The sequence below is a fragment of the Stutzerimonas stutzeri genome (assembly GCF_013522825.1).
GTDB classification, from domain to species: Bacteria; Pseudomonadota; Gammaproteobacteria; order Pseudomonadales; family Pseudomonadaceae; genus Stutzerimonas; species Stutzerimonas stutzeri_AK.
The window spans coordinates 20,457-32,905 of sequence record NZ_JAAMQZ010000046.1; the positions used below are offsets into that span (position 1 = coordinate 20,457).

General features: G+C 54.0%; 8 protein-coding genes. 2 read left to right on the plus strand and 6 right to left on the minus strand.

Translation table 11 applies throughout. The features are described from left to right. The first annotated feature begins 667 nt into the window (after positions 1-667). Complete coding sequence (locus G7020_RS24385) at positions 668-910, plus strand: AlpA family phage regulatory protein (RefSeq protein WP_181086908.1); 243 nt, start codon at positions 668-670, stop codon at positions 908-910. Then, positions 907-1,815, plus strand: a complete 909-nt coding sequence (locus tag G7020_RS20935) for a hypothetical protein (RefSeq protein WP_181086909.1) — start codon at positions 907-909, stop codon at positions 1,813-1,815. The genes G7020_RS24385 and G7020_RS20935 overlap by 4 nt, the downstream gene beginning before the upstream one ends. A gap of 75 nt (positions 1,816-1,890) precedes the next feature. On the opposite strand, the gene G7020_RS20940 is transcribed toward G7020_RS20935, so the two are convergent. From G7020_RS20940 to G7020_RS20965, 6 genes are all read right to left on the minus strand, one after another. After that, the gene (locus G7020_RS20940; protein ID WP_181086910.1) at positions 1,891-4,950 is read right to left on the minus strand and encodes a type III restriction-modification system endonuclease; all 3,060 of its coding nucleotides are present in this window, start codon (positions 4,948-4,950) and stop codon (positions 1,891-1,893) included. Beyond that, on the minus strand, positions 4,947-5,816 hold the full coding sequence (gene dinD, locus G7020_RS20945; RefSeq protein ID WP_181086911.1) for a DNA damage-inducible protein D: 870 nt from the start codon (positions 5,814-5,816) through the stop codon (positions 4,947-4,949). The genes G7020_RS20940 and dinD overlap by 4 nt, the downstream gene beginning before the upstream one ends. Before the next feature lie 19 nt (positions 5,817-5,835). Beyond that, positions 5,836-7,707, minus strand: coding sequence for a site-specific DNA-methyltransferase (locus tag G7020_RS20950; RefSeq protein ID WP_181086912.1), 1,872 nt, complete (start codon positions 7,705-7,707; stop codon positions 5,836-5,838). Positions 7,708-7,749: 42 nt separating this feature from the next. Continuing rightward, a complete protein-coding gene (locus G7020_RS20955) occupies positions 7,750-8,430 on the minus strand; it encodes a DUF4391 domain-containing protein (RefSeq protein ID WP_181086913.1) in 681 nt (226 codons plus the stop codon). Beyond that, on the minus strand, positions 8,427-11,717 hold the full coding sequence (locus G7020_RS20960; protein WP_181086914.1) for a helicase-related protein: 3,291 nt from the start codon (positions 11,715-11,717) through the stop codon (positions 8,427-8,429). Before G7020_RS20960 ends, G7020_RS20955 begins: the two co-directional genes overlap by 4 nt. 344 nt (positions 11,718-12,061) lie before the next feature. After that, positions 12,062-12,349 carry a hypothetical protein gene (locus G7020_RS20965; protein WP_181086915.1) on the minus strand — a complete coding sequence of 96 codons (288 nt, stop codon included), beginning with the start codon at positions 12,347-12,349 and terminating at the stop codon, positions 12,062-12,064. Positions 12,350-12,449 lie beyond the last annotated feature (100 nt).

Sequence of the window (12,449 nt, forward strand, 5' to 3'; positions counted from 1 at the left end):
CGCGGCTCCATTGAACGATCGTCATCCAAGCCATTTGCCAACTACTGCTCCTCGTGCAGGAGTCAATGGCTGGGTGAATTTAAGTGATGTATCTGATCTGCCATTCGAGTAGAAAAACCACGACAGATCTTCACTCAGGAAAGCCCTGCCGACTCAACTGTGGCAAAAAGTAACCTTGCTCGAAAATCGACAGACTATATGTCCAGCATTTTTCATCCAACACAGCTACAGAGTATCAAGGATACGAAGGACGCTTTTCGGCAAAATTTCTAACCCTGGTGGCGCTTGAACAGCCCTGAGTACGGTGATATAAGTATCTCATCTGACGTTCTTAGAACGCCTAGGGAACCCACCGCATATGGGCGTAACGTTAGAAGCGACTCGCTACCGCGGCTTCTTTCAGCAGGCTTGAGGGGCATCATCCGCTCCCTCCCTGTAAATCACAGGGTAATTCCTGTATCGCTTAGTCCTCTGTGGCTGCAGCGCCCAAACCGTACCATCTCAGTATAATTGTATCTGCGCAATTTACTGTTCGGGTAACGCCTCATAACAGAGCTCCCCAAATTTTCGCACCACATTTTGGATCGAGGATGGAGACCCCTCATCAATTTTTTACTGCATCGCATTGCCTTGAGGAACCAATAAGCGATGCATTGGTGAAATTACAATGGCACAAAAAACAAGCATTGAACCCACTAATGAAATTCGGTTTTGTCGACTTAACGAGGTTAAACATATTGTCGGGAAAAGTCGTTCTAGTATTTATCTCGATATTAAACTCGGAAAGTTCCCTGCTCCGTACGAACTAGGTAGCAGCCGATCAGTTGGTTGGTTAAGTTCAGAAATTGACGAGTGGATGAAAAGCCGCAAGCGCGCTCACATGCGCTCCCCCAAGTTGGGGCGCGCATGAAGAACGTCAATAAAACTTCGCCAGCTTGCTGCCCTAACTGTATGAGTGCGCTTGACAGCACCTCACCCATACAAAAAGTTGCTATTAATCACCGACAACCATTGCTTAACACACTATTTGAGGCCGATACGTCCATATCAATTGACTGTGGACAAATAGTTATTGTTAGCCAAAATGGACTCCAAACAACCAAACTACAGCAAGATCTGAACAGTCAATTAACGAAGGAGCTGCTTGAGCTTTTACAAATTGAGGCCTTTGTTTATACAAGCTACTCAGTCGGAGTTTACGACAAGAAATTCCCAGGACTTACCTTACAGTTCTTGTCGGAAACTTCGGGTGAAAGTTATTACACTATTTTCAATGTAGAAATAACTCGAAAACGCACTACGAGATCCGGCAAAAAAGGCGAACTTTTACCCGCAGGACATTTCCACGTTGGAAAACGTAGCTTATTTTACTACTTTTGGCACTCAACCGCCCTTGCTTATCCAGCACGGCTATCTTCTTTCCACGATTATTTAGGCAATCTGGGAAAAATACTGTTCTCTGCTGAGAAGGTACCAGATCGGCCCGGACGTCTGGGTAAAACGAGCCTACGCCCACTGAGCGTGCCGGCGGAGGTCATCCGTCGGCGCTTTCTGGCGGACAATGACCGGACAATCTCCGGACACGGGCCAGACAATGAGCAGACAAGCGTGCCGGACAACACGCGAGCTCAAGGACAGCTAGAGCAAGCGATACAGAGCGATACAGCCACGTGCGCTGAGAACTACGACAAGCAGGTAATCAGGGGGCGCGAGTACGAGGGAGCTCGCACTCCCTGTCAGCACAAGCGACCGGAGGAGCAGACTGAAAAAGAGTGGCTCGCGGATTTCTGCAGCCCGCCCGCCGCTGGTAACTGACCTCACGAGCCGGAACCCCACCCTGGCTAGAACGCCAGGGTAGGACTTGAGGCGGCCATCCCCCCACCCGGTTCTCTACCTCACCAAATCCATCAAAGCCCCATACCCATCCACCACCTGGTACTTCACTTGGTCCGAGGTGATCTTGGCGAAGAATTTTCGTGCACAGGCTATCTTGGATTTTTCGATGTCACGCAGTTCGAGCGAAGACATCGATCCTTTGGTTTCTGCGATAAAATAAACATGCTTCACCTTGCCTTCCTGGAAGGCAATGGCCCAGTCGGGGTTGTAGTTGCCGACCGGGGTCGGGATGAAGAAGCTCTTGGGCAGCTTGGCGTACACCGCCACCTCGGTGCTGGCATCCAATTCCTCAACGAATTTGCGCTCGATGTTGGAGTCCGTGAACACATAATCGTAAACGTGGTGCTTGGCTTCAAACGCCTTACTGAAATCGTCTCGTGGCTTCTCGGCGGTAAAGATGTCGGAGCTGTGGGTCTCGTCCATCGGATCGTAAGCGATGTGTTCGACGATGACCGTGGCCTTCTGCTCGTTGATCAAGGTACCAGCCCTGGCGATGAAGTCTTCCGGGTTGGTCTTGTACTGACTGAACACAGCCACGTTCACGCGCTTGAGAATGCTGGCAATGGTGCTGCGCGTCAGTTGAGTAAGCTCTGCAAGGTTGCCAATCAGATCGTATTTCACTGCAGAATGAGCAGAGTGCGTGTACTTCTCGGTTGAGCTTTCGGAGACCTTGAAGGCTGTACCGCTCTTCATATCATCGAAGCTGGCATTCTCCAGCTGGGTGCCGCGCTCGATGATGTACTGCATCGGCTTGACCCGCAGCTCGGCATCCAACGCAGCCACGCACTTGTCCAGCAACTCATCGGTTTCGAAGTGAACGGTGTACGCTGCCTTGCGGTTTATCTTGTTCCACAGCGCCTGGAACTCCCGCTTCTCGAAGTTCGAGTTCAGCGGATTGGGCTTGGCATTACGATCGTTACCGATCTCAGGCATTTGCGCGGCGCTAAACACGCTATCGATCAGCTGGAACACCTGTTCGGCATAAGGCTGCAGCTCAGCTGGCAGCTCGGCCAATTGCTCTTCACGCTTGGCCTCATGGTAGGCCTGGGTGATCTGATCGCTGTCGTCGGTGTAGTCGTTCTTCAGCAGGTATTTGTAAATCTGCTTGGCCAGTTGCGGCGTGACCTCTATTTCGCCGCTGGAGGTCTGCAAGACCTTGCCGGTGAAGTATTTCTCATCCGCGACTCGCGGTCGTGCTGATAACGATTCACTGATGTCTTTCTGCAGCGCGCTGACGAAGTCCTTATAACTCTCGCTGGCCACCACGGTCAGTTCGTTGATCTCGTGCACTGTGGCCGGGTTGTCCATACGCTCGCCGAGCTGGTTCACCGACAAGCGCATGCCGCGCCCTACTTCCTGGCGGCGGGAGACGGTGTTGTCGCTGTGTTTCAGGGCGCAGATGACGAACACGTTGGGGTTGTCCCAACCTTCGCGCAATGCCGAGTGAGAGAAGATAAAGCGTACCGGTTCCTCGAAGGACAGCAGACGCTCCTTGTCCTTGAGAATCAGGTCGTAGGCATCGACGTCATCGGTCTCGGTAGCCTTTTTGCCCACCGAGGGATCGACCAGGCGCTTGCTCTTCTTATCGATGGAGAAGTAGCCATTGTGTGTCTGTCGCGCCTGAATGCCTTTGAGGTAGCGGTTATAGGGCGTGTCTTCCAGCGTCATCACCTCGGTGAGGTAGGCGTTGTATTCCTCCTCGAAGATCTTCGCGTACTCCCCCGGCACTTCGCCGGTTTCGTCGTACTGGCGGTACTTGGCCACCTCGTCGATAAAGAACAGCGACAGCACCTTGATGCCGCGACTGAACAGCATCATCTCTTTCTGGAAGTGCGCCTTTACCGCCTCGCGGATCTGAATGCGCCGCATGGCGGCCTCATCCACATTGCCCACGGCATCGCCAGCGACCAGCTCTACGCCATTGGTGAAGCTCAGGGTATCGATGCGCGCGTCGATGTCGGCAACGACATAGCCCTTGTACTGATCCAGCCCACCGGACAGGTCATACAAGTTGTCGTTGCGACCGAGCTTGCGCAGCACACGCTTGATACCGTTGTTCTGCTTAACCTCAAACTCAACGCGCGCCATGGGCGGCTTGTTGGTGGAGACTTCGATGTCCTGCAGAAACAGGTACGCGTTGGTGCCGGTCAGATTCTTGATCGTGATCCCGCGCACGTTGATCTTCTTCACCAGCTTCTGGTTGTAAGCATCCAGCGCGTCGAGGCGGTGGATTTTGTTGTACTCGGTTTTGTGGGTGGCCGAGTAGCGCACAATCATCAGCGGGTTGAATTCACTGAAGGATGCCAGCGTTTTAGCCCCTTCCATCTTCTGCGGCTCATCGAGAAACAAAATCGGCCGGTTGGCTTTGATTACGTCGATTGGCCGGCGCGACTGAAAGTCATCCAGCTCCTCATAGATTCGCCGCTGATCAGCGCCACGGGCAGCAAAAGCCTGGACGTTGATAACCATGACGTTGATGCCCGCATCCGAGGAAAAGCTTTCCAAGTTATGCAGCTGCTTGGAGTTGTAGATGAAGAAGCGCGCCTTCTTGCCGTAGCTTTCCAGGAAGTGCTCGGCCGTAATCTGGAGCGATTTATATACGCCCTCACGGATGGCGATGCTCGGTACCACGACGATGAATTTGCTCCAGCCATAGCGCTTGTTCAGCTCGAACATGCTCTTGATGTAGCAATAGGTCTTGCCGGTCCCTGTCTCCATCTCGATGTCGAGGTTGATCGGGCAGCCGGTTTTATTGTCCCTCGCCAATGCAGTGGAAAGCGGCAGGTTCTGCCGGCGCTGTACTGCCTGAATATTCTCAAGCAGCTGGGCTGGGCTAAGTGCCAGTTCGGCATTCTTGAAGCCGGCCTCGGTTGCTTCAGCAGCACTCGGCGTGCCATAGAGATCGATCTGCTGCGGCGTGACGGGTTTTACAGGATTGGCGCCGGGGTCGATGCGATAGCTCACGCCCGAGGCTTTTGGCTGGCCAGCAAAACAGTCGGCAAACGCGTCGACGGCATGAGTTTGGTACTGCTGCTGCTTAAACTTCAGTTTCATGCGTCATCACCCGAATCGTCCGCAGGCAGTTTGGGAGCCTGCTTGGCGATTTTCTTTTCTTCCGTTTTCACCCGCCGCTCCAGCTTGCGAATGTCTTCTTCTGCCGGCAGCTCTTCGGGTTTAATACCCCGCTGATCCAGCATGCCGCGCACGCTCAGGTTGTTCTGCACGTGCTCTTTACTGATCGCCGTCTCGCCCTGCAAATCAGCCTGCAGTACGTTGTGATTGGTCATCTCGGTGGCCAGGTTCTTCGCAGCGATGGTCAGTGTCGGCAGGAAGTCTGCCAGCGGGCGAGACTTGACGATGCCATAGCGATCTTTCATGGCCTGGGTGCTCTTGCCCCCGAACAAGGCGGTATCACCTCGCGAGCGAATACGGGCAAACCCCTCGTCATCTACGCCGCGTTCATAAATGTTCTGCGACAGCTCTTTTTCCGACTCGCGCAGACGATCACGCGCTTCAAACCGGGCCTGCAGACGCATCCGGTCTTCAACCAGCTCCTGCTTGCGGGTCTGCAGGGCAAAGTAGCTCTGGGCGAAGGCGATGGGCTGCTTGCGCGGATCGCCATTCTGCGCGATCAGGTAGCAGGCATAACGGGTGAGCATAAAATCATCGATTTCACGCCTAGCTCCACTGCCTAAGGTGACCATTTTCGTGACGTCACGAAAATGGTCTGCCACGTCTTGCCCCGTTGCTTCACAGGAGCTCATGGCACGCTGGATAGCAGTGAGAAAGTTTTCCCAGCGGGCATACCCCAAAGGTTCCAGCAGATTGCGGGCAAACCAGAACTCGATGTTCTCATCCGGTACACGCTGCACCAGCGCATCCAGACGCTGTTGCAGTTGGGTCAGTGCTTGATTGTCCATGTCGACGGCTCCCTGTCGGTCAAAGGGTCTTGATTTCAGTAGCCGGCGACAACAGCTTAAATACCTGCTCGACGTTGATCTTCACACTGTCGCTGGCAAAGCCGGCGTCACGGAACACCACGCGCAGGGGTTTATGCCCGGCGAGCTGCTTGACGAAGTCCTCATCAATGCCGGTGTCGAAGCAGGCAGCCAGGGCGTTGCCGTCAACGAAGAAGACGGTCTTGCCAGCGATGCTTTGCTGGCTGATCGGCAGGGCCAGATCTACGCCCCAGTCCAGCAGAACCTGGAAAAGCAAGTCTTCCGGGGTGCGGTCTTCGCGGATATTGTCAACCTGGTCGGAAAGCAGATCCTGACTCACCGCATCCGGGGTGTAGTACACGTCCTTCATGTTGGAAGTATCAGTTTTCAGAACCCGAAAGCCCAGATCGCACTTCTCTACCCCGTCCTGCTTTCGGACTTCAGCACTGAAGTTCCGAACACGATTGAGCCCCATTTCAAAGATTGAAGCGAGTCCCGGTTCTGGCTTGGGCAAAGGCTCTGGAATCTGAACGCCGATAAAGCGCCGGTTCCCACCATCCTCAATGTTCTGTTTCAGTACAGCATGTGCTGTTGTCGCACTGCCGCTAAAAAAATCGAGAACTATGCTGTTGTCGTCAGGTTTGCTTGCCAGTTGGAGGATGCGTTGCAACAGCTCCACCGGTTTCACTGAATTGAGAACATTCTCCGTATGCTCAAACTGCACATACTTAAGCAGCGTTTTCTTTGCGTCCTGCGTATGGCCAACCTCTTTGTAAGACCATAAGGTTTGAGGCGTACGGCCTTGCTGAACTTCAGACAGGAACCGCTTCAAACGTGGCATATTGCTGCCGTCTCCGCCCCACCAAATTCGATTATCTTGGTCTAGTTTTTTGAAATTGGCCTCACTTACCCCCCAATATCGACCTTTTGGGGGACCATCGATTATCCGACCCGAGGGGCATTGCACTGGGTAAAGCCCCGCGTCGTAGCGATTTCTGGCGGCAAGATCACTTGACGTCCATGGGCCACGCGAGTCGCCATCGGGATTCTTGTAGCGCGCTATCATTTCATCCGTTTGAGGGAGAAGATTTGGGGTCCACTGGTCTTTCGACTTGGCGTACACCAAAACGTAGTCGTGATCCTCAGAAAACCATCTTGCAGAGTTTTTCGGCGAGAAGACTTTCTGCCAGATGATCTGCGCCACGAAGTTTTCTTCTCCGAAAACCTCACTACAGAGCTTGCGCAGGTTGTCGACCTCGTTGTCATCAATGGAGATGAACACTACGCCATCGTCCCGCAGCAGGTTACGAGCAAGCCGAATGCGTGAATAAATCATCGTCAGCCAGTCCGAATGAAAACGGCCATTGGCTTCCGTGTTCGCCACAATACGCAAACCTGATTCGTCAGTTTGATTGGAGCGCAGGAGGTAGCTCTCGGTGTCATCCTTAAAGTCATCGTCATATATGAAGTCCCTACCAGTGTTGTAGGGTGGATCGATGTAAATGACTTTCACTTTGCCGAGATAGCTCTCTTGCAACAGTTTGATCACGTCCAGGTTGTCACCTTCGATGAACAAATTCTGTGTGCTGTCGAAATCAACGCTCTCATCTCTGAAAGGACGTAGTGTCTTGGCGATCGGCGCATTGGCAGCGAGCAACGCCTCACGCTTCCCCGGCCAATTCAGCTGATAACGCTCCTGCGGTCCTTCGACGATGGACGAAGACAGCTCCTGACGCAGCAAATCAAAGTCGACAGCCTTTTTCAGCTCGCCCTTGGCATCCCGTGCTTCGGTGATGCAATTGGGGAACAGCTCAGCCAGCTTGGCGATATTGGCTTCGGTCAGGTTAGGGGAGTGCATTTTCAGCTTGTCCATGGGACTTCCTGTATCTCTTAAGTGCTTGGCACGAACCGAGGCTTAGGCGCTCAGGTCGGCGATTTCATTCTGGATTTCCCGCAGCTGGGCGTTGAGCGCCACCTTACGGTTAAACTGTTTTTCTTTATGCAGGCGCGTATCCAGCTTGGCGTGCTCGCTGTGCAAGCTACGCAAGCGGTTCAGCCGCTGCAGTTGCTCGGGCAGGCTCTCGCCCGGCCTAGCCGGACGGGGTAACAAGCTGCGCAGCAATTGTTCGTAGAGTCCCTGCAGATCCAATGCTACCGGCAGGGCCTGACGCGGGCTGTCAGCTGGCAACCAGCTACCTGCGAAGTAGCCATCAATCACCCATTTGCTGGCATCGGCTTCGCTGGGGCGCTTAAAAGCTGCCACCATGCGGGTGCGCTGTTCATGGTGCAACTGAAAGATGATCGGCAGGGGGATGGCGCGGTCGATAGCACGCAACACGTCTTCATCCAGCTCGGTGGTTTTAAGCGTGACGTCGAATACCTGTATTTCCGTCACGCCGCCGCGAGCCGGCAGGTTGATGGTTTCCGGTGCCAACTTGAAGGCCCAGGTTATCTGCTCCACCTGGCCGACAAACTTGTCGCGCAACGCCGAATTCACTGGGCCGTGCTCGTAGATTTTGCTTTTGGGCACTACGCGAGCAACACGAGCCTGCACAGGAAAGTTAAACAGCGCTGGCACAGGATCACCCGAACTCATGCCGCACCCTGAATAACGATAAAGGCAATCAGCTCGAAGTCGTCGAGCCCGGAGATAGTGTCAACCAAAGCCGTGGTGCTACCGCCACTAAACAGACTGTCGATGTCCATCTCCTCCTTGACGTCGATCATCGAGCGAATGGCCTGATCAAGCAGGTCGGAGTAGACGCGCATGTTGCGTCCGTCTTCGGTGGCTTGATTGAACAGCTGGTAGGCCTCAGGTATCGGTTGGCTATGGCCCTTACAGGCGCTACGGGCCAGGTCCAATAGACGCTTGGCTTCGGTTTGATCGCTGATGATCTGCCCTTCCAGGCTGATGTAGATCAGGTAGAAGGGATGCAGCCGATTTTGTTGATTGAGGCTGGAGCCTTTGTTGCGATTACGCAGGGTGAAGATCACCCCAGGCAACAGGCCAAGCTCTTGCCGCGCCGGCACGACGGCATGCATGCCGTTGGGGACATGCTCAAGGTCGCCATTGGTTTTGATGTAGTTGAGCAAATCCATACGGAAGTCATTCAGGCCAAGATCAGTGATCGATACACCGGTCTTGATGTCTTCCATTTCGATGACGTCATCTTGCAGGCGACGCAGCTGTTCCTTGCGGTAGGCCACGTCGTTGGCCTGGGCATTGAGCACGTTGTCATCGCCGGTGGCTGTGACGTCCGCGATCATCATGCGGTTCTCAACCCGCTCTTTGAGGTTGATGTACTCATCAAGGCTGATGTCCGGCCAGTAGTTGACCAGTTGAATGCTGGCGTTCTGCGAGCCGATTCGATCCACACGGCCAAAGCGCTGGATGATGCGCACCGGGTTCCAGTGGATGTCGTAGTTGATCAGGTAGTCGCAATCCTGGAGGTTCTGGCCTTCGGAGATGCAGTCGGTGCCGATCAGGATATCGATCTCGCGCGACTCATCCGGGTAGATAGCGGCCTTTTCCTTAGATCGCGGTGAGAACAGTGTGAGCAGCCCCTGAAAGTCATAGGTCTGCCGACTGCCCTGCATATTGCCCAATGTAGACTTGGGTGCATCACTCCCCGTGACCTTACCTGAGTGAACCTTGTGGTTCGCCAGCAGGTATTCGGCCAGGTTGTCGTAGAGGTAATTGGCGGTGTCGGAGAAGGCTGTGAAGATCAGCACCTTGCGATTACCGGGGTTGATCGGCGAGGTCAGCTTGCTGGTGATCTGGGTTTTAAGATGCTGCAGCTTGGCATCGTCAGCCGGCGTGACCTTGGCCATTTCGGCCAGCAGTTCATCGATGAAAACCAAGTCGCCTTGAAGATCCTGTTCCCAGGAGGGTACGTCCATATCTTCCAGGCTGATCTGGATTTTCTTACCAATACTGATGTCGCCCGGCATGGGCAGGTTGTCTTCATCGAAGTCCGCATCTTCGAATGCGGCGGTGACATCGGCAAAACCGCTGGCTACACCGGTTTTCTTGAAGGTGGCGATTTTGTCCAACGCACTGAGGTGAGTCGCCTGCAGATTTTTGAGGGTCAGACGGAAGGATTCGACCGAACTTTCCAGGCGCTTGAGCAGGTTGGTGGTCATCAGCGCCTGCAGGCTTCTTTCTCGGTCAACCTGCTTGAGCTTGCCTCTGCCGCCCTCCACTTCGGTGTCGTACATTTCCTCGTACTTCTTCATCCGGCTGGGCAGGATGTAGCTGACCGGGGCATAGACGGCGAGTTTGAGCAACGAGAGCTGGTTGAAGATCTCGTTAAAGCCGATGACATCATCACGATGGGTCAGCGGGCAGTGAAAGGACAGCGGCTTACGGCGCTCCGGAAAGCTACCAATGTCTGCGGTGTCGTAAAAGGTCTCGATATGCCGGCGCGAGCGGGCAATGGTCACGCTGTCGAGCAGCTCGAAGAAGTCGAAGTCCAGGGTATTAAGAATGGCAGCAGCAGTGCGTTTCTCTGGAGGCAGGATCGACCAGGTATTGAACGCCGCCTGAGCGCGACGAAATATGCCGTCGATGTCTTTTTCAGTACGCAGCTTGTCGTTGAGGTTGTCGCTGTCGCCTTCGTAAGCCAGGGCCAGCTGGTTACGTAAATCGCTGAAACGGTTGTTGACCGGGGTAGCTGAGAGCATCAACACCTTGGTCTTCACACCTTGACGAATCACCTGATTCATCAGCCGCTGATAACGGGTTTCTTTGTCTTTGTAGACGTCGTTGTTGCGGAAGTTGTGCGACTCATCGATCACCACCAGGTCGTAGTTACCCCAGTTGACTCGATCCAACGGAATGCCCAACGACTCGCCACGGGTGCGGCTCAGGTCGGTGTGACAGAGCACGTCGTAGTTGAAGCGATCCTTGGCGAAAATGTTGGTCTTGAGGTTGCGGTTGTAGTTCAGCCAGTTGTCGGCAAGCTTCTTCGGGCAGAGCACCAGGACAGACTTGTTGCGCAGCTCGTAGTACTTGATCACCGCCAGCGCAGTGAAGGTTTTGCCCAGGCCCACGCTGTCGGCCAAGATGCAGCCGTTGTAGGTTTCCAGCTTGTTGATCAGGCCGGTTGCAGCGTCTCGCTGGAAGTTGAACAGCTTCTGCCAGATCAGGCTGTCCTGGTAGCCGGTGCGGTCGTTAGGCAGCACGTCCTCATTCAAGTCCTCCAGGAACTCGCGGAAGATGTTGTAGAGCATCAGAAAGTAGATCCGCTCCGGGGCGTTCTCCCGATAGACCGAGGCAATGTGGTCGCAGAGCCTGGCGGTCACGTCCTCAAGCTTCTCCGGGTCGCTCCAGATTTGCTCGAAAAGGTTGAGGAACATGCCGGTGTGGGCAGGCTCATCGAAACGAGTAACGATGTTCGAGAGCGCATTGCCCTTCTGGTAGCCCAGGTCGACAGCGGTAAACCCCTGAACGGGCATAAAGACGGCGTCACCCGCCGTCCCACGCGTACCGATAAAGGGCTGCATCGGAGCCTGACCTCGGTTGGACCGGAAGCTGGCCTTACGGCGTATCCAGTCAGCGCACTCCCTGGCGATGGCCTTTTGCGTGAGCTGATTCTTCAGCTGGATCTCAAATTCACTGCCGGTCAGGCTACGCTCGCGCTCAGTCTTGGGAATATGGAACTCGCGCTGTTCCTTCTTGATTCGGTCACTGACCTCGTTGGGCACGAAGGTCGGCGAGGTGAAGATGAACTCCAGGGAGTCGACACTCTCCAGCTCCTTCTTCAGCGCCACGTAGGCGTAGATCGAAAAGCACGAAGCGGCGATCTTCAGCTTCGAGCCCGGCTTGAGCGTACCTTTGAGGTTTTCACCAAGCAGGGTATTGATGTTGTCGATCAGTTCCATGAGGCCTCTTCCCTTGTGCATGCCGGCTGGATTATCCCCAACCAGAGGAAAAATGACACGGGCTGTCTGGGGAGCTGCTGGGACAACCCCAGACGAATATCCAATGGCAGGCTCTCAGTCAGCGCAAGAATTTCTGCTGTCCATGCGTAGCGTCCGAGCAGAAAATCGGTCAGTAGAGCTTTCTCTGGAGGGAGCTTTCCAACCGACGCTCACAATTAAAGATATTTGGTTTAATCGGTAGAGCCATATTCCCTTATCATTAGAAACTTTTCAGCAGCGAAAACAAAAAACCTTGCTTGCACTGAATAAACAGCGCAAGCAAGGCATTGGGTCTCACCCCGTTATTACATTAGCTTTGACAGCAACCCGCGCATGGAAAAAGCTTTCACCATGGGAATAAACCTTTCCCCAGACAGAGCCCGAAAATTTTTATTCCGGCGATCTTTTCCAGCAGACAGCCTCACAGTACTGGCAACGTTAAAATAATAACTAATCAGCTTTGCTTTATCCTCAGGCGGAAGCTCTTTCCCCTCTGAGTCAACCAGAGGCACAAATTTAGAGTAGTAGATTTTATCCCCATGATAACTCCAGGATTTTTTACGCATGGCGGCGGCAAAAACTGAGTGCAACACCTGACCTTTCCGGTACGGTGCTGCCCCTATGTCTTATACCGAACTCAGCGTTGAAGAGCGCGCCACCATTCAAATCGGTCGTACCCAAGGCTTCAGCCTG